The organism is Fluviirhizobium alvei, assembly GCF_030551875.1.
GTDB classification, from domain to species: Bacteria; Pseudomonadota; Alphaproteobacteria; order Rhizobiales; family Rhizobiaceae; genus Rhizobium_E; species Rhizobium_E alvei.
The window spans coordinates 188,954-207,115 of record NZ_JAUOZU010000005.1 but is presented as its reverse complement, the minus strand read 5'-3'; the positions used below and the strand labels follow the sequence as shown (position 1 = coordinate 207,115).

The following is an 18,162-nucleotide window of genomic DNA, read 5'->3' as shown; positions in this document are numbered from 1 at the left end:
TTGTTTTGTTCAGGCCGGTTGAAGTTCGGCGATCAGCATATCGATTTCGGCAGCCCATTCGCGCGACAGGCTGGCTTTCTCGCTATCGTCCAGCCAGGACCCATCGATGGAATCGAGTGCCGCGCGACGGAAGTCGGCGGGCGTAAAGCCCATCAGTTCGGCGCATTTGATATATTCGAGCCCGAGATCGGTGCCGAACATCGGCGGATCGTCGGAATTGATCATGATCCTGAGGCCGAAATCCGCCATCTGTTTGATCGGATGATCCGGTGTCAGATCGTGCCAGGGCGATGTGACGGCGGCGGTCGACGGGCAGACGGTGAACAGTGTGCCGAGATCCTTGCAGCGCTGCATGAGCACCGGGTCGGTGACGACATGATAGCCGTGATCGATGCGGTTGACGCCGAGCGCATCGATCGAGCCCGAAATATGGACGGCCGGCCCGCTTTCGCCGGCATGGGCGGTGACATTGAGCCCGGCCTTGCGGGCGCGTTCGAAGAGATTGGCATAGGGCTCGGGCGGGAAGGGCGCTTCGAGGAAATCGAGACCGATGCCGATCAGGCGCTCTTCCTTGCGCGCAAGGATCATGTCGAGCAATTCCTCGCCTGCAGCCGGGCCGAGTTCGCGGTTGACGCCAGGCACGATGCGGCTGTCGATCGAAAAATCGGCCTTCGCATCATCCATGCCGGCCGCGATGCCATCGATCATCGTATCGAACGTGACGCCATTTTTGAAATGGACCTGCGGCGAGAAGAAAAACTCCACATAGCGGGCATTGTTGGCGGCACAGCTTTCCAGCATCTCGTAGGTGATGCGGCGATAATCATCGGCTGTGATCACGCTGTCGGAGACCGCCGTATAAATGTCGAGAAACTCCTTGAGGTCCTGATAGTGATAAAGGTCTTCGACCTGTTCATGCGGCGGAAGCGTTACGCCGTTCTTGCGCGCCAGATCGGCAGCGGTCGCGGGCAGGATCGCGCCTTCGAGATGCAGGTGCAGTTCCATCTTTGGCAGGCGGTGGAGAAATTCACGCAACGTCAGCATCGAGGGTCCAATCTGATGAAAATACAGGCAATCATAAAACTGCATAAAATTTCGCTCTTTCACATAAGGCCGTCAAGGGGGGATGTCAGATCATCGCAACATTACAATTCGTTCATCTCTTCCCTGCGGCCTTGCCGCTCGGCGTCGAATTGCCGATAAGCGCAACAGGGGAGAGCGAAACACTCAGATCCGGAGCGAATGAATGCGCCTATTTGTCCAACTCCTGACCGGCGTTATCGTCCTGGCGATCGGCCTCTTGGCATTGGCCTATGCCCTGCCTGGCGGCCCCGAAATCGCCCGGAAGATCGGTGTTCCCGACAGCATTCTCGTTGCGATCGGTCGACCGGCCTCCGACCATTCGGAGAAGGCGCAGGCGCCGGGCGCCAATGCCGGTCGCCGCGGACCGCAGGGGCCGCCGGTTGTGGTGGTCGCCGTCGTTGAAGAGGGGCGCGTCAATGATCGGCTTTCGGCGATCGGGGACGGCGATGCCATCCGTTCGGTGGACGTCACGCCGCTCGTTTCCGGCCAGATTTCCGAGATTCTCGTCAAGCCGGGCCAGAAGCTCGCGGCCGGCGATGTCATCGCCAGGCTCGATAATGCCGTTGAGAAGATCGCGCTCGAACGGAGCAAGGTTGCGCTGCAAAGTGCTGCGGACAAGCTCACGCGTAACGAGGGCCTGAAGAAGATCATTTCGCAGGCTGATCTGCAGGATGCGCAGACGACGGTCGAAACGGCGCGGCTTGCGGTCGCCGAAGCCGAACTCAACCTTGATCGCCGCACGATCCGGGCTCCGATCGCCGGCATTGCCGGTATCGTTAATGTCGATGCGGGCGACTATGTCACCGTTTCCTCGACGATCGTCACCATCGATGACCGCTCGAAGCTGCTGGTCGATTTCTGGGTGCCGGAACGGTTCTCGCCCCTGCTTGCCGAAGGACAGATGATCGAGGCAACCGCGATCGCCCGACCCGACAAGAGCCATCAGGGTCGCATCGTTGCCATCGACAACCGGATCGATGCAGCCAGCCGCACCATGCGCATTCAGGCGGAAATCGGCAACGAGGACGATAGTCTCCGGGCCGGGCAGGGCTTCGAAGTCGCGCTTGCGCTTCCCGGTGATCGCTATCCGTCGGTCAATCCGCTGGCAATCCAGTGGGACAGCCAGGGAGCTTTCGTCTGGCGCCTCAAGGACATGAAGGTCGAGCGGGTTTCCGTCAAGGTCATCGCGCGCAACCCCGATAGCGTCCTGGTCAGCGGCGAACTCGAAAAAGGACAGCAGATCGTCGTCGAAGGGTTACAGCGACTGAGAAACGGTATCGAGGTCAAGCTGTTCGGCTCCGAGCCGAAAAAGGCCGAAGCGGACAAGACCGCGAGCGCCGCAGAGAAGGTCAAAGCGCCGGCCACTCCCAAGGGAGCGGCGCAATGAGTGCCGTGTCCCAGATCGGGCAGGCCTTTTCTGCCTCTCTGTTTGTACGCCGGCCCATCCTGGCGCTGGTGGTGAACGCCCTGATCGTGGTGGCGGGGCTTGCCGCCTGGCAGGGTATCGAGGTGCGCGAACTGCCCTCGGTCGACCAACCCGTCATTACCGTTCGGACAACGCTAGACGGTGCTTCGCCGGAGACGATCGACCGGGAAGTGACCGACGTGATCGAAGGCGCTGCCGCCCGCGTGACCGGTCTTAAATCGGCCTCTTCGGTCTCGTCCTTCGGCAATAGCCGCGTCACGCTTGAGTTTTCTGCCGATACCGATCTGGCGACAGCCGCCGCCGATGTGCGTGATGCGATCAGCCGCATCACCAATGCCCTGCCGGAGGGGACAGATGCACCGCGGATCATCAAGGCGGATGCGGATTCCCAGCCGGTCATGCGGCTGGCCGTCACGTCGGAAACGATGAAACGCGAAGACCTGACAATCTTCATCGAGGACAGGATCGAACCGAGGCTGGCCTCGGTTACAGGTGTTGCCGACGTCCAGTATTTCGGCGATCGCGAAAAGACATTCCGCATCGATATCGACCAGGCCAAGCTGGCTCTGCGCGGCATGACGGTTGCGACGCTGACATCCGCACTTTCCAATGCGGCGCTTGATGTGCCCGCCGGGTCGATCGAAAGCGCCCAGACCGATATCGTCGTCCGCGCGACCTCCGATATCACCACACCAGAAGAGTTCGAGGCGGTGATCATCAATGGCAAGGTTCGTTTGGGCGATGTCGCCGATGTCTCCATCGGGGCGGAAAACGGCACCTCGACCATGCGTTCCAACGGTGCGCCGGGCGTCGGGCTCGGCGTGCTACGGCAGGCGCAGTCCAATACGCTCGACATCTCGCGTGGCGTTCACGCCGTCGTTGCAGAACTGCAGAAGTCGTTGCCCAAGGGCATGGCGATCCGGGTAACCAGCGATGATGCGACCTTCATTCGCGGCGCCATCGCCGAGGTGATCAACTCGCTGGTGCTTGCGGTTCTGATCGTGGTTGCCGTCATCTTCCTGTTCTTGCGCAGTCTGAGTGCGACGCTCATTCCGGCAATCACCATGCCGGTGGCGCTGATCGGCACGCTGGCGGCAATCTATCTCGCGGGCTTTTCGATCAACATCCTGACGCTTCTGGCGATCGTGCTTGCCACCGGCATGGTGGTGGATGACGCGATCGTGGTGCTTGAAAACATCATGCGCCGCCGTGCCGAAGGTATGGGACCACGGGCCGCTGCGGTCATGGGAACCAGCCAGGTGTTCTTTGCGGTGGTGGCGACAACCATCACTCTTGCCGCTGTCTTCGTGCCGCTCGCCTTCCTTCCCGGTCAGGCCGGTGGTCTGTTCCGCGAGTTCGGCTTTACGCTTGCGGTTGCCGTCATGCTCTCGGGCGTGGTCGCGCTCACACTCTGTCCGATGCTCGCCTCGCGTTTCATCGGCAAGACGGAGCTCGAGGGCGAACATGCGACCGGACCGTTGGCGGCTTTCGGCCATGCCTTCGCCTGGTTCTATCGGGTCACGCTGCGTGCTGTTCTTGCCGCGCCTGCGGTCGTCATTGCCGTATCGGTTCTGTTGTCGGCGGCGGCGCTCGCGCTCTTCTATTCGCTGCCGCAGGAGCTGACGCCGTCCGAGGACCGTTCGATGATCATGCTCCGGGCCCAGGCGCCGCAGGGTGTGAGCCTGCAATATACCGAAGACCAGATGCGACGCATCGAAGAGAAGCTCGAACCTTTGAGGCAGAGCGGCGAAATCGCCAACATCTTCTCGATCACCGGTATGGGTGGCGCGAACAATTCCGGCTTCATGGTTCTGACATTGGCGCAATGGGAGGGACGCGTACGCGGCCAGGTGGAGATCGCTAACGATGTGCGCAAGGCGCTCGGTTCGGCGCCCGCCCTTCAGGCCTTCATCATGCAGCCCAACAGTCTGGGCATTCGCGGTGGTGGTGGCGGCCTGACATTCGCACTCACGGGCGCGGATTATGACGAACTCTATGCCGAGGCCGGCAAACTCATCGACCTGATGAACCAGACCGGCCGTTTCGAACTGGTGCGGTTGCAGGCAGACCCGACCCAGGCGCAGATCTCGGTCAATATCGACCGGGCCAAGGCGGCCGATATCGGCGTCGATATCAATGGGCTTGCCGATGCCCTTCAGGCCATGCTCGATGGGAAATCGATCGGTGATGTCTATGTTGACGGTCGCTCCGTCAGTATGACGCTGATGTCCTCGTCCAACCCGATCAATGATCCGCAGGATCTCGAAAACATCTTCCTCAAGACCGAGGAAGGAAAATTCGTGCCGTTGTCGACGGTTGCGTCCTTGAAGGAACGTGCGATTCCGCCGCAGCTCGCGCGCGAGAACCAGACCCGTTCGGTCGAGATCCAGGCGACTCCGAAGGCTGATCTGGGGCTGGGCGATGCCTTTGCGCTGGTGAGCGAGCTTGCCTCGCAGCAACTGTCGCCGGATGTCGGGTTGATGCCGCTTTCGGAGGCCGCGACGCTCAACGAAAACTCGTCCGGCATGGCCGCCGTGTTCGGCTTTGCGCTCATCATCATCCTTCTTGTGCTGGCGGCGCAGTTCGAGAGCTTCCTGTCGGCGATCATCATCATGCTGACGGTGCCGCTCGGGCTCGCCTGCGCCATCTTCGCGATGCTGCTGACCGGCCAGAGCATCAATATCTATAGCCAGATCGGGCTCGTGATGCTGGTGGGCATCATGGCGAAAAACGGTATCCTGATCGTCGAATTCGCCAACCAGCTGCGCGATGAGGGGCAGACCGTCCGCAAGGCGATCGAGAATGCCTGCCGCATCCGTCTGCGGCCGGTGATGATGACGATGATCGCCACCATTCTCGGCGGCTTTCCGCTTGTGCTCGGCCATGGTGCAGGGGCCGAAGCGCGCATCGCGCTCGGCTGGGTCATCGTCGGCGGTTTGGGTCTTGCGACGCTCGTGACGCTCTATATCACGCCGGTCGCCTATCTCCTGCTCGCAGGCCTGTCGAAACCGCATGCGCATGAGGCCGAACGGCTCGACCGCGAATTGCGCCAGGCGGCGGAGTGACCATGATCCGCAAACACTCGATCAGCCTGCATGGCCACCGAACCTCCTTCTCGCTTGAGGAGGAGTTCTTCACTGAGCTGAAGGCAATGGCCGAACAGCGCGGCTTGCCGCTTGCCGGACTGATTGCCGAAATCGACGACGGACGGGAGGAGAGCGACAACCTCTCCTCGGCGCTTCGGCTCGCAGTGCTTCGGCAGCTGAAGCGTGAGCGCGGCGAAAAACGGTAAAGGCCCGGACGGATCCGGGCCTTCTGGATTGTCTAGAATGGCCTTGCCGGATCAGGCCGCGCGGCGGCGCGATTGCTGGGTGTTTCTATCCTGACCGAGGTTGAAACCTGCAATGAGATCGGCAATGTGACGGGCCTGGTTGGCCAGACCGTGGCTTGAGGACGCCGTCTGTTGCACCATCGAACTGTTCTGCTGCGTCATGCGATCCATCTGGTTGACGGCGCTGTTGATTTCGTTGATCCCGGTCGACTGTTCCTGGGCCGAGTGGGCGATTTCCTCGATCGAATGGGCAATGTTGTTGATTTCGACGATGATGTTTTCCAGCGCGCCACCGGTCTTGTCGACGAGCGAAACGCCGTGGGCGACCTGTTCCGAGGAGGTCGAGATCAGCGACTTGATTTCCTTGGCGGCGTTGGCGGAACGCTGGGCGAGTTCGCGCACTTCCTGCGCCACAACGGCGAAACCCTTGCCAGCTTCGCCCGCGCGGGCGGCCTCGACACCGGCATTGAGGGCGAGCAGGTTGGTTTGGAACGCGATCTCGTCGATGACGCCGATGATCTGGCCGATCTGGCTCGATGATTTCTCGATCTCGGCCATTGCCTTGACGGCGGTGGAGACGACCTTTCCGGAATCCTCGGCTGCGAGACGGGCTTTGCTGGTAAAGCTCGTCAGTTCCCGTGTGCTTGAGGCTGTCTTCTGTACGGTCGCCGTGATCTCTTCGAGAGCTGCGGCAGTCTGTTCCAGCGAGCTCGCCTGCTGTTCGGTGCGTTTCGAAAGGTCGTCCGTCGCACCGGAAATATCCTCGGTGCCGCTCTGCAATTGGCGCAGTGCGCCATCGACCGCGATCATGATCTGCTGCAACTTCTCGGCGGCAGCGTTATAGTCGCGACGCAGCGGTTCGGTCCGCTCCGGGAATTGGGTCGTGATCCGGAAGGCGAGATCGCCACGCGCCATTGCCGCGAGCGCCTCTGCCATGTTGACGATGGCAATCTGGCCATCCTTCGTATTGCGCTCGACTTCCAGCTCGAGAAGTTTCTGGTTGTGGACATCGCTCAGCGAGCCGCAGGCGCGAATGGTGATGCCGTCGGGCATGTGGCGGCAGCCACCGGTGGCGCGGAACCAGCGATAGGAGCCGTCGCGCACCTTCATGCGGTAGGTGACATCGTAACGGGCCTTGCCGGACTTGTCTTCGAGACGGGCACCGAAAGCGGCAAATGTCGGTGCAACATCATCAGGATGCAAACGGTCCGACCAGGACTGGACGACATTGGGAAATTCCCGTTCGTCGTTATAGCCGACCATCCGGCGGAACTCGGCAGACCAGGTCCAGATGCTTTCGGGATGCATGGCATCGCCCTTGTGGAGGACCGCTTCCCAGAGACCGATGCCACAGGATTCATCAAGGAGATCCGAGCGTTCTTTCAGGTTCTGGTATTTCTGGGAAAGCGCCTGGAACTCCCCCGAAGAGTGCTTGCTGAAAAATGCCATAGTATCCTCCGCAGTGGCAAATTCATGGGTAAGTAAACTGCGACCGAGGATGCGGCGGATTGGTTAAATATTTCTTGAAATCTTTCCGAAACCGTCAAACTTCCGGAAAGTACAAGTATGTCGCGTGGTAAGTCCGACCATTCATTGTATTGGTTGATCTAACGGCGGTATCTCGATGGCTGGATCGGCTTTGTCCGGATTGACGGCCGGGGCTGCGGGATCTTTCGCCTCAAGCTCCTGTTGACGCTTGAGCGCCTCAGCCTCCCGGCGCGCCTTTTCGGCGGCTTCCTCTTCGAGCTTCAGACGCTGCCGTTCCGCATTTCTTGCCCTGTATAGGGCTGCCTCGCGGCGCAAACGCTGCTTTTCGGCGATGTTCTGCTGCAGGATCTCGACCCTTCGCCGTTCCTGTTCGAATTTGCGCAAGGACAGGAAACCCGTCATGGCCGTGAGGTCGATCCTGCGGTCCGGGCTATAGAGCGCGCCCTTCCAGTGCAGGGCAATGGTCGGGTCGGCTCCGGCCAGTGCATTGTCACCGGCGGCATAGGTCAGGGCAAGATTGGCATCGATCGTGGCGGGATCGATTGCCAGATCCACTTCACCACCGAAGGAAAGATCTTCATTGCTGCCATGAAGATCGGTTGCCCGGAATTTTCCGGCCGCCAGCGCAAAAGGCAGGTCGATGCGATCGAGCGTGATACTGCCCTGGAAGAGGGATTTGTCGACCTCTGCGCGGAGTTTGGCATCCGTGACATCGCCGTCGGTCGCATCCGCAAAGGCCAGAAGCGAGGGCAGTAGCTTGCCGTTGAGACCGTTGATCGTAGCCTTGCCGAGTGTCAGCGTGCCCGAACCGGTGGCATTGTTGAGCATGGATGCGGTGCTGGTTCCTGATGCGTCGAGCACAAGCGACAGATCAGCCGTGGCCTGCAAGGCCGGCTTGTCCGCCACCTGCCAGAGTGCGGTCGAAAAGCGGGCCTGACGGATATCGATCCGGCTGCGGAAGAAACCGTTGCCCTCCGTGTTGCCGAACTCGGCACGTCCGGAGAAGGTTCCGGTCGAGAATTTGCCGCTGGCATCGCTCAGGGTGATGCGCCCATCTTTCAAGGCGAGCCGGGTCCGGAAGGCCGTCACGTCGCCGAGGGTGCCGAGATGCAGCGTATCGCCGGAGAGAGCCAGATCCGTGTTGAAGGGCAATGTCTGGTTCTTGAGGAACGGCGTGGACGACAATCCACCCGACAGCGGATCGACCACCTGGCCGAACACCGTTTCGGACAACCAGGCAAGATCGAGCGTGCTGGCCGTCAACTCTCCGGCGAAGGTTGGTTTGGCCATACGGCGATCGATGCTGAGGATTCCGGCAATCTTGTTGCCGTCGAGATCGGCATCGAGACTTTCGACGCCAATTCCTTCCGGCTGCACATAGACATTGGCCGTCAGTCTGGCCGGCAGGCCTTCGGTAATCCGCGGCGGCGTCAGCCCGGTCATCAGCAGGTAGGGTGCCAGATCGCCACTGTCGAGTTCGACCGCGTAGGAGCCTTCGAGAAAGCGGGCGGCGTCGAGTGCCGCCTGGCCCTCGACCGACAGGGATGTGGTTGACGAACTGTAGGTGAGCGAAACCTGAGGCTCGCTTTCCGGCGCCTGCGACAGTTTTAGGACAATCCGGCTGTCTTCATCGGCATCGAAGGGCATTGTCGGCAGGCCCATCTGCCCAAGCAGGATCCATGCTTGCGGGTTCTCGACGGTCGCATCAAGCGAAAGGCCGCCGGAATCGGCGAGATTGAGCGTCTGCGCCGCCAGTTTTGCCGCAACCCGGGTGCCGCGGGCCGTGCCTTCGAGGTTGGCCTCAACCGGCCAGTCACCGAGACCAAGCCGCAGCTTGAGGTTCATGTCGCTGTCGGTGAAGTAGCTCGCATTGGCGACAAGGCGGGCCAGCGCCGGATGCGCCCGGATGCGGCTCTTGAGAAAGGCAAGGAACGCTGTTGGATCTTTCGACTTGAACGCAATCTGGGCTTCGCCCTTCGGCGTTCCCGCCAGGCTTGCGATCCCGCCTGTGGAATGGATCGTCGCGCCATAGAAGTCGGCGAGATCGAGCCGGAGCTCGGAAACTGCGCCTTCCGAGAGCGAAAAGGCCGTGTCGAGGCCGCTGGCTTCGAGCCCGAAGGCAGAGAAATGATCGATCTTCAACTTGGCGGCAATGCGATGGCCGAGCAGGGTGCCGGTGTATTTCTCGCCGGTCATCAGGCCGCCCAGAGCGCGGATCGTATCGAGATCGAAATCGTTACCCTTGAGATCGACTGACAGCGCAGGCATGCCGTCCTCGGCGATCTGGCGTTCGAGACGGCCGCGCAGATTGGCCGCACCCATGACGATTTCGAGATCCTCGAAACGCTGCAGGTCCGGCGTCAGATTCACCTTGGCGGAGAAGCCGGCCGTCTTCAGCTTGCGGATCGATTCCGGCACGTCGCCCGTCACCCAGTCGGCAAATCCGGACGGTTGCTGGGAACCGATCAGCAGATCTCCGATGAAGGATTTGGTCTCACCGAGTGCGAGACGTCCGGCCGCCGACAGGGTCGTCCGGCCCGGCAACTGAGCTTCGGCCTTGTCGATCAGCCAGCCATCCTTGTCCGGATGCATGGTGAGCGTGATGTCGCGAATGGTGGTGCCGTTGGTCACAAGGCCGGGCAGGCGGATCTTCGCCTCCCCCGGAAGGGCCGGGATGGGGATATCGGCGGCGATGGTGAGAAGCGCCCGCACCCGATCGGCGAACGCGACCGGCTGGGCATCGGACGTCCCGTCGGATTGCTGACCGAATTGCGAAAGGTCGATCTGGTGACCTTCCGCCGTCAGGAGAAATTCAGGGTTGCGGCCCGCATCGATGGTCGCTTCGCCGGTGACGATGTAGGGATCGTCCGGATTGCCGACGCTGAATTCATAGGCTGGTATGTGCAGCCGGTCATTCATCAGTTCGAAATCGCCGGCGACGCGCGGAGACGCGGACTTGCGCTCGGCCGTTTCCTCGCCTGTCGTAGCGCCTTCGCTGCGCGACTGGCCCCGGAGGCGGAACTTGCCGACATATTGCGGCCGGTCGCCGGCGAGTGCGAGCGTCCCGTCAAGATCGGTAACGACGGCCGGATCATCGGGGGCGAGCCTGAGCTTGACGAGCAGCTTGCCCGCTTCAGGAATGCCGGTATTGAGCACGAAACGACCTGTCTTGCCGTCGATCGCGCCGGTTCCATTGACGCTCCACGGGCCGGCGAGCGTGCGTGCCGAGACGTTCAGATTGAGGCCGGTGACATGGCGGTTGCGACCGGTCTGGCGATCGATGAACAGGATCTCGCCGCCGGTGACAGACACATTTTCGAGCGTGACGCTGGAAGCCGGGATCTGGGGCGTGCCGGTGCGCACCCAATCGAGGCGTCCATCCTCGCCGAGTTCCAGCCTGAGTTTCGGCTGTTCGATCCGCATGTTGTAGATGCGTGCTTGCCCGCTCAGGAAGGGAGCCAACTCGCTCTCCATCGAAAAGCTTTCGGCGGTCACCAGCGCTTCGCCGTTTTCGGCCTCGCCGATGCGCACGTCGGTCATCGTCACGGACGGGAAGGGCAAAAGGCGCGCATCGACCGTGCCATGGACGACGACCTTCTTGCCGATGATTCGGCTCGCCTGGTTTTCGAAATCCTGGCGGAAGCCGGTCCAGTCGATGAAATAGGGCCCGATCAGGGCGACAAACAGCGCAACTGCGAGGAGACCGCCAACGACGATGAATATGCGGCTGAGCACCGATTTCCCTTCCCAATTGCCTTCACGATCCCGACAGGCTGGCTGAACCTAGGTTAGGGGATTTGGCGCCCGGAGCAAGCGCATCATCCCCTTCGGCCCATTTAATCCAGAGCGAAGATCTTGCCGGGATTGAATATATTCAATGGATCGAGCGATTTCTTGATCTGGCGCATGATGTCCACAGAACCGCCGAGCTCGTCGCTCAAAAACTCCTGCTTGCCCTGGCCAATGCCATGTTCGCCCGTGCAGGTTCCATCCATGGCGAGGGCGCGCTTGTTGAGCCGGGCGATGAAGGCTTCGGCGATGGCAATTTCCTTGGGGTCCTTGTCGTCGATAACGAGCGACACATGGAAATTGCCGTCACCGGCATGGCCGACGATCGGTGCGAGCAGCCCATGCTCTGCAATGTCGATTTCGGTTTCGGCGACGCATTCGGCAAGGCGCGAGATCGGCACGCAGACATCCGTGGCGATAGCATTGGCGCCGGGACGAAGCGCCTTGGCGGACCAATAGACATTGTGGCGGGCCTTCCACATGCGGGCGCGCTCTTCCGGGTTGGCGCTCCAGGCAAACGGGCTCGATCCGTTTTCGGCGGCGATCTCGCCAAAGGCTTCCGATTGCAGCCGGACGGAATCCGGCGAGCCGTGAAACTCGACGAAAAGCGAGGGCTGTTCGGGCAGGTTCAGGCCGGAATAACTGTTGCAGGCTTTGACCTGCAGCGCATTCAAAAGCTCGATACGGGCAACGGGAATGCCCATCTGGATCGTCATGATGACCGCTTCGCAAGCCTGGCGAAGCGTGGGGAAATTGCAGTAGCCGCCGGCGATCTGTTCGGGAATGCCCTGCAGGCGTAGCGTCACGGAGGTGATGATGCCGAGCGATCCTTCGGCGCCGACAAAGAGCCGTGTGAGGTCATATCCGGCCGAGGATTTGCGGGCGCGGCGGGCGGTGCGGATTTCCTCGCCATTGGCGGTTACGACCGTCAACGCCAGAACATTGTCTTTCATCGTCCCGTAGCGGACGGCATTGGTGCCAGAGGCGCGCGTCGATGTCATGCCGCCGATCGAGGCATTGGCGCCGGGATCGATCGGAAAGAAGAGACCGGTGTCGCGCAGATGGCTGTTGAGCTCCTCGCGCGTCACGCCGGGCTCGACGGTGCAGTCGAGATCGTCGGGATTGACTTCGAGAACCTTGTTCATGCGGCTGAAATCAAGCGAGAAGCCGCCATTCGGCGCATTGACCTGTCCTTCCAGCGACGAGCCGGTACCGAATGGGATCAGCGGCACGCGGTGTTGCGTGGCAATCCGGACGATCTCGCGTACATCGGCAGCAGTTTCGATGAAAACCACCCCATCGGGCAATTGCGGTGGCACCCAGGTCGTCGTGTGTGCATGCTGGGCGCGGATCGATTCGCCAGTCTGGAATCGATCACCGAAGACTTGTCGGAGAACCTGCCCGGCACTGGCCAGGCCTTCCTCGTTTCGGATACCCGGACGGATCGAAGAAATGCCCATATATTCGAGACCTTGCAAATTCGAAATGATCTCGCCACGATGGCGAAAAAATGCGTCAAAGTAATGTGGCAAAGTCCCCAGCTTGTCCAGCATCGGATAGACCAGAAAATGAATGAAATCGCACGTTTCGACACGCCGATCATCGGTCCGACCATCATCGTCGACCCTCGCTGGATCGGTGCCGCCGGTCTCATGCAATCGGCCTTCTACGGCGCCCTGTTCGACCGCTCTATGGCTGAGGCGCTCGAGATCCTCGATCTCGGCGAACGCCATTTAATTGCCAACAAGTCGGCGCTGATGGCTGCGGAAACGCATGTCAGTTATGTTCGCGGGCTGAAAGAAGGCGATAGCGTGCGCGTGACCTTTCGTCTCATCGATGCGGACGATCGGCGGCTCCATGTCTATCAGGAAATCTATCATCTCGATGGCTGGCTCGCCGCTGCGGCTGAAAGCGTCCATCTCAATCTGGATCTTGAGGAAAATCGCGTCGTGGCGATGCCGGAGATGGCTTTTGCCGATGCGATGACGATGCTGCGCTATCATCGATCGCTGCCACGCACCAAACATATGGGGCGGATCCGCGGACTGACTTGACGCACTTTCCGGATTGTTTGCGGTGTCAATCGGATCCGTCGTCCGCTTCGCTTTTCGACGATTTGTCCAGCCGGCCCTGATCAAGCTGGCGCTCTGCCTTGGCATTGAGCGCTTTGGTGAGGTTCTTTTCAGCCTTCGTGCGGCCGAACAGGATGCGGTTTTCGGCGGCGGTCTTTTCCTTTTCGTTCCGCGCCTTGGCCTTGCGGAACTGGCGAAGATTGACGACGTCGCCGCTCATCCGTGCCTCAGTTCTTCTTGCGGAAAGCGTCCAGCGACACCACCGAGGCGCCGGGCTTTGCCTCGCCATTCTCGCCGGCCGGCTCGGCAGCGGCTGCGGTTTCGGCCGGCTGAACCGGATAGGCCGTGATCTCGGCTTCGACTTCCGCTTCTTCGGCAACGGCGACATCAAATTCGAGTTCGAAATTCACCGACGGGTCATAGAAGCCGCGAATGGCGGCAAACGGCACTGTCAGCTTCTCAGGCTTGTCGGAGAAGGAAAGGCCGATCTCGAAATAGGTATCGTTGACCTTGAGATCCCAGAACTGGTGCTGCACGACGATGGTCATCTGTTCGGGATATTTCGACTTCAGATGCTGGGAAATCCTGACGCCCGGTGCTGTTGTCAGGAAGGTGATGAAGAAGTGGTGATCGCCGGGAAGACTGCCGGTCGCGGAGACTTCAGACAATACCTTGCGGATCACGCTGCGAAGCGCGTCCTGAGCCAAAATATCGTAGCGGATGTGATCCTGCCCCATGTCCGATTCCTGTTCACGCAAATGATCTTTCGCCTGACTATGCCATTTTCCGGCACTTTGGCAACGCCAATATTCAGATTGTCTTGCCCAGGGCAGGGAGCGACATGGTTGGAAAGACTAGCGAAACGGAGAAAAGAGAAGTGAAGGCTTCTGTTGCCAGGTGCCTTCGGACCCCGCCTTACAGTGCTACCCGTAAGGACTTAATTTGGGTTTCTGGCACCGCGATTAAGCAGCGACAGCGTAACCCTGAGCGTTGTTGTCGTTTGCAACTACTCTGTTGACCCGATAACGGTGGTATCATGCCGAGCAAAAAGTCGATCTTTACGCCCTTGTCGATCCTATTTCGCCCCCATCAAAAACTGTTCGGCTGAACAGTTTTTGGTGGAGGCGCCGGGTACCGCCCCCGGGTCCAATGGGTTTATTACACCGCCCGTTTATTGCCATAGCCGGCGAACCGGCACCCTCTATATAGGGGTAATGACATTCGTTGCAAAGGCCCCTTGCAGAATTCTGGATACACAAATCTGGTGACGCTTCGGCTGCAGGCTGGGAATCGTGGCAAGACGCATGATATAGTGGCGCTACCAGATATGAGGCGCCCCATGAAACAATATCTCGATCTTCTCGGACATGTGCTCGAGCATGGAACCGACCGCGGCGACCGGACCGGCACGGGCACGCGATCGGTGTTCGGCTATCAGATGCGCTATGATCTCGCCCAGGGCTTTCCGGTGCTGACGACCAAGAAGCTGCATCTGCGGTCGATCATCCATGAACTCCTCTGGTTCCTGCGCGGCGATACGAACATCGCCTATCTGAAGGAAAACGGGGTCTCGATCTGGGACGAGTGGGCCGACGAGAATGGCGAACTCGGCCCGGTCTATGGCTACCAGTGGCGTTCCTGGCCCCGGCCGGAGGGCGGTCACGTCGATCAGATCGCCCGTCTTGTCGAGGGGCTGAAAACCAATCCCTTCTCGCGCCGCCATATCGTGAGCGCCTGGAATCCGGCACAGGTGGACGAGATGGCGCTGCCGCCCTGCCACTGCCTGTTCCAGTTCTATGTCGCCGATGGCAAATTGTCCTGCCAGCTCTACCAGCGTTCCGGTGACATCTTCCTGGGAGTCCCCTTCAACATCGCCTCCTATGCGCTGCTCACCTTGATGCTGGCGCAGGTGACTAGCCTGAAGCCGGGCGATTTTGTTCATACGCTCGGCGACGCGCATCTTTACTCCAACCATTTCGAGCAGGCGAAACTGCAGTTGCAGCGGCAGCCGAAGGACTTGCCGGTAATGCGCATAAATCCGGCGGTCACGGATCTCTTTGCCTTCCGGTTCGAGGATTTCGAGCTCATCGGCTATGAGGCGGATTCGCATATCAAGGCACCGGTGGCGGTATGATCGTCTCGATGATTGTGGCGATGGCGCAGAACCGGGTGATCGGTCGCGACAATGATCTGCCGTGGCGGCTCTCCACCGATCTCAAGCGCTTCAAGGCACTGACCATTGGCAAGCCGATCATTCTCGGGCGCAAGAATTACGACTCCATCGGACGCGCGCTACCCGGCAGACCGAACATCGTCGTCAGCCGCAATCCCGAATTTGCAGCAGAGGGGGTGATCGTCTGCCCGTCGCTTGATGCGGCGATGGCGCGGGCGGAAATCGAGGCAGCCCGGCTCGGCGTCGATGAAATTTGCGTGATCGGTGGTGGGACCATCTACGCGCAGGCGATGGACCGCGCCGACATTCTGCATGTGACGCATGTGGATGCCGAGATAGAAGGCGACACGCATTTTCCGGCCATTGATCCGGAAATCTGGCGCGCCGAAGAGATTGAAACCGTGCCGGCCGGCGAGAAGGATGACTATCCTTCCCGCTATGTCCGATACCGGCGCCATTCGTCGCAACTCAAGCATAATTAGCGAAATTGCAGCGATCGTCCGGCGCATGCGTTGAAACCGTGCCCGCCGATACCTATAACGGTGTCAAGTGCGACCGCCGACAGCGGCGCCAGGAAACAGCAAACGAGAGGTATGAATGCCCTGGAGCAATCAGAACGGCGGCGGCGGCCCATGGGGCGGCGGCGGCGGAAAGAACCAAGGACCCTGGGGTCAGGGACCCAACCGCCCGCGCGGTAACGGCACTCCGCCCGATCTCGACGAGATCATCCGCAGAAGCCAGGATCGGCTGAAGAACCTGTTGCCGGGCGGAATGAACAGCGGAATCGGCATCATCGTCATTCTGCTTCTGGCCGGTTTTTGGTTGACCCAGGCGGTCTACACGGTTCAGCCGGATGAACGCGGCGTTGAATCCGTGTTCGGCAAGCCGAAGGACGATGTCTCGGGTCCCGGCCTGCATTTCATGCTGTGGCCGGTGGAAACCGTCGAACTCGTGAATGTCAACGAACAGCAGCAGCGGATCGGCTTTTCGGCCAATGACCGCCAGGGCGAAGGCCTGATGCTGACGGGCGATCAGAACATCGTCAATGTGCAGTTCTCGCTGCTTTTCTCCGTCATTGATCCGCGCGCCTATCTCTATAACGTTGCCGAACCTGGCAAGACTTTGACCCAGGTGGCCGATTCCGTCATGCGCGAATATGTCGGTCGTCGTCCGGCGCAGGATATTTTCCGCGACAACCGCCAGGCCATCGCCCAGGAGGTCAAGGAAGCGATCCAGACAACGCTCGATCGTTACCGCGTCGGCGTCGTCGTCAACACCGTTTCGATCGAAGACGTGTCGCCGCCGCGCGAAGTGTCGAGCGCCTTCGATGAAGTGCAGAAGGCCGAGCAGGACGAAGACCGTATGCTCGAACAGGCCAACCAGTATGCCAACAAGGTGCGCGGTCAGGCCAACGGTGAAGCCGCCAAGATCCGCGAAGAGGCGGCAGCTTACAAGAACCGTGTCGTTGCAGAAGCGATCGGTGAATCGCAGCGGTTCCTGTCGGTCTATGAACAGTACAAGAAGGCGCCGGATATTACCCGCAAGCGCATCTATCTCGAAACAATGGAGAAGGTCCTGAGTTCGTCCAAGAAGGTCGTGACCGATACCAACCTGGGCTCCAACAGCGTGCTGCCCCTGCTGCCGCTCAATGATCTGACGCGCCCGGCGGACAAGGGAGCGCAGCAATGAGCAATCGTCTGACAATCGGAGCCGTCGCGCTCGTCATCGTTCTTGTCGGTGTCTTCTCCTCGTTTTTCGTCGTCAACCAGCGTCAGCAGGCGATCGTGATCCGTTTCGGTCAGATCACCGATGTGAAGACCGAACCGGGCATCTATTTCAAACTGCCGTTCGCCTTCCTTGATGCCGATCGCGTGCAGTATGTGTCGAACCAGGAACTGCGGCTCGATATCGACAATATGCGCGTTCAGGTCTCTGGCGGTAAGTTCTACGAGGTTGATGCCTTCGTGGTCTATCGCATCAATGATGCCCGCAAGTTCCGTGAAGTGGTGGCTGGTGACGTCACGCAGGCAGAATCCCGCCTGAAGACCCGTCTCGATTCCGCCCTCCGTCGCGTTTACGGTCTGCGCGGATTTGAAGCCGCTCTTTCGGAAGAGCGCGGCTCGATGATGCGGGAAGTCCGCGAGGACATCACCAAGGATGCCGAATCGCTCGGCCTAAACATCACCGATGTCCGCATTCGCCGAACGGATCTGACCAAGGAAGTCTCGCAGCAGACCTTCGACCGCATGAAGGCGGAACGTCTCGCCGAGGCTGAATCCATTCGTGCGCGCGGTAACGAAGGCGCCCAGAAGCGGATGGCAATTGCCGACCGTGGCAAGGTGGAAATCGTTGCTGCTGCCAGCAAGGATGCCCAGATCCTGCGCGGTGAAGGGGATGCCGAACGCAACCGCATCTTCGGCGAAGCCTTTACCAATGATCCGGAATTCTATGCCTTCTACCGGTCGATGAGTGCCTACACGACCGCATTCGGCACGGGCGATTCGACATTGGTCGTCTCGCCGAACTCCGAGTTCTTCCAGTACTTCAACAATGAACAGGTGCGGAAGAACCAGGAGCCTGGTCAGGCGCAATGAGCGACTTTGTCGTCGGTCTAGCATTCTTTCTGGTGATCGAGGGGCTACTGTACGCAGTGGCCCCTTCTTTCGTCAAAAGACTGGCACAATTGCTGCCCCATATGCCGGAAGGGCAATTGCGGTTGTCCGGCCTTGCCGCAATGGCTCTCGGCGTGGCAATGGTGTGGTTGATACGCGGTTGATGAAACCGGTTGGCATGAGGATCA

At 60.2% G+C, this 18,162-nt stretch carries 15 protein-coding genes and 1 other RNA gene; 9 read left to right on the top strand and 7 right to left on the bottom strand.

Annotated features, from left to right (window positions below):
- Nucleotides 1-9 precede the first annotated feature (9 nt).
- A complete protein-coding gene (add, locus tag Q4481_RS05755) occupies nucleotides 10-1,044 on the bottom strand; it encodes an adenosine deaminase (RefSeq protein ID WP_304375361.1) in 1,035 nt (344 codons plus the stop codon).
- A gap of 202 nt (nucleotides 1,045-1,246) precedes the next feature.
- On the opposite strand from add, the gene Q4481_RS05750 reads away from it, so the two are divergent.
- From Q4481_RS05750 to Q4481_RS05740, 3 genes are read left to right on the top strand one after another with little or no spacing between them, the layout of a single operon-like run.
- A complete protein-coding gene (locus Q4481_RS05750; protein WP_304375360.1) occupies nucleotides 1,247-2,470 on the top strand; it encodes an efflux RND transporter periplasmic adaptor subunit in 1,224 nt (407 codons plus the stop codon).
- Nucleotides 2,467-5,574 carry an efflux RND transporter permease subunit gene (locus Q4481_RS05745; protein WP_304375359.1) on the top strand — a complete coding sequence of 1,036 codons (3,108 nt, stop codon included), beginning with the start codon at nucleotides 2,467-2,469 and terminating at the stop codon, nucleotides 5,572-5,574. The genes Q4481_RS05750 and Q4481_RS05745 overlap by 4 nt, the downstream gene beginning before the upstream one ends.
- A 2-nt stretch (nucleotides 5,575-5,576) precedes the next feature.
- A complete protein-coding gene (locus tag Q4481_RS05740; protein WP_304375358.1) occupies nucleotides 5,577-5,801 on the top strand; it encodes a ribbon-helix-helix domain-containing protein in 225 nt (74 codons plus the stop codon).
- Nucleotides 5,802-5,852: 51 nt separating this feature from the next.
- On the opposite strand, the gene Q4481_RS05735 is transcribed toward Q4481_RS05740, so the two are convergent.
- The 3 genes from Q4481_RS05735 to Q4481_RS05725 form a co-directional block, all read right to left on the bottom strand.
- Entirely contained in the window at nucleotides 5,853-7,289 is a 1,437-nt protein-coding gene (locus tag Q4481_RS05735) for a methyl-accepting chemotaxis protein (protein ID WP_304375357.1), read from the bottom strand.
- Nucleotides 7,290-7,430: 141 nt separating this feature from the next.
- Nucleotides 7,431-11,063 carry an AsmA family protein gene (locus Q4481_RS05730; protein WP_304375356.1) on the bottom strand — a complete coding sequence of 1,211 codons (3,633 nt, stop codon included), beginning with the start codon at nucleotides 11,061-11,063 and terminating at the stop codon, nucleotides 7,431-7,433.
- Nucleotides 11,064-11,164: 101 nt separating this feature from the next.
- Entirely contained in the window at nucleotides 11,165-12,577 is a 1,413-nt protein-coding gene (locus Q4481_RS05725; RefSeq protein ID WP_304375355.1) for an FAD-binding oxidoreductase, read from the bottom strand.
- Nucleotides 12,578-12,685: 108 nt separating this feature from the next.
- Between Q4481_RS05725 and Q4481_RS05720 the strand changes: the two genes are divergently transcribed.
- Nucleotides 12,686-13,171: a thioesterase family protein gene (locus tag Q4481_RS05720; protein ID WP_304375354.1), complete on the top strand. Its 486-nt coding sequence runs from the start codon at nucleotides 12,686-12,688 to the stop codon at nucleotides 13,169-13,171.
- A 25-nt stretch (nucleotides 13,172-13,196) separates the two neighbouring features.
- Here Q4481_RS05720 and Q4481_RS05715 read toward each other — a convergent pair whose 3' ends face one another.
- From Q4481_RS05715 to ssrA, 3 genes are all read right to left on the bottom strand, one after another.
- Nucleotides 13,197-13,409, bottom strand: a complete 213-nt coding sequence (locus Q4481_RS05715; RefSeq protein WP_304375353.1) for a DUF4169 family protein — start codon at nucleotides 13,407-13,409, stop codon at nucleotides 13,197-13,199.
- A gap of 7 nt (nucleotides 13,410-13,416) precedes the next feature.
- On the bottom strand, nucleotides 13,417-13,926 hold the full coding sequence (locus tag Q4481_RS05710) for an SspB family protein (protein WP_304375352.1): 510 nt from the start codon (nucleotides 13,924-13,926) through the stop codon (nucleotides 13,417-13,419).
- 139 nt (nucleotides 13,927-14,065) lie between these two features.
- Nucleotides 14,066-14,424: a transfer-messenger RNA gene (ssrA, locus tag Q4481_RS05705) on the bottom strand.
- A gap of 104 nt (nucleotides 14,425-14,528) precedes the next feature.
- Between ssrA and Q4481_RS05700 the strand changes: the two genes are divergently transcribed.
- From Q4481_RS05700 to Q4481_RS05680, 5 genes are all read left to right on the top strand, one after another.
- Nucleotides 14,529-15,323, top strand: coding sequence for a thymidylate synthase (locus tag Q4481_RS05700; protein ID WP_304375351.1), 795 nt, complete (start codon nucleotides 14,529-14,531; stop codon nucleotides 15,321-15,323).
- Nucleotides 15,320-15,844, top strand: a complete 525-nt coding sequence (locus tag Q4481_RS05695; RefSeq protein WP_304375350.1) for a dihydrofolate reductase — start codon at nucleotides 15,320-15,322, stop codon at nucleotides 15,842-15,844. The genes Q4481_RS05700 and Q4481_RS05695 overlap by 4 nt, the downstream gene beginning before the upstream one ends.
- A 115-nt stretch (nucleotides 15,845-15,959) precedes the next feature.
- Nucleotides 15,960-17,051, top strand: coding sequence for an FtsH protease activity modulator HflK (gene hflK, locus Q4481_RS05690; protein ID WP_304375349.1), 1,092 nt, complete (start codon nucleotides 15,960-15,962; stop codon nucleotides 17,049-17,051).
- Nucleotides 17,048-17,956, top strand: a complete 909-nt coding sequence (gene hflC / locus Q4481_RS05685; RefSeq protein ID WP_304375348.1) for a protease modulator HflC — start codon at nucleotides 17,048-17,050, stop codon at nucleotides 17,954-17,956. The genes hflK and hflC overlap by 4 nt, the downstream gene beginning before the upstream one ends.
- Nucleotides 17,953-18,138 carry a DUF2065 domain-containing protein gene (locus Q4481_RS05680; RefSeq protein ID WP_304375347.1) on the top strand — a complete coding sequence of 62 codons (186 nt, stop codon included), beginning with the start codon at nucleotides 17,953-17,955 and terminating at the stop codon, nucleotides 18,136-18,138. Before hflC ends, Q4481_RS05680 begins: the two co-directional genes overlap by 4 nt.
- Nucleotides 18,139-18,162: the final 24 nt, after the last annotated feature.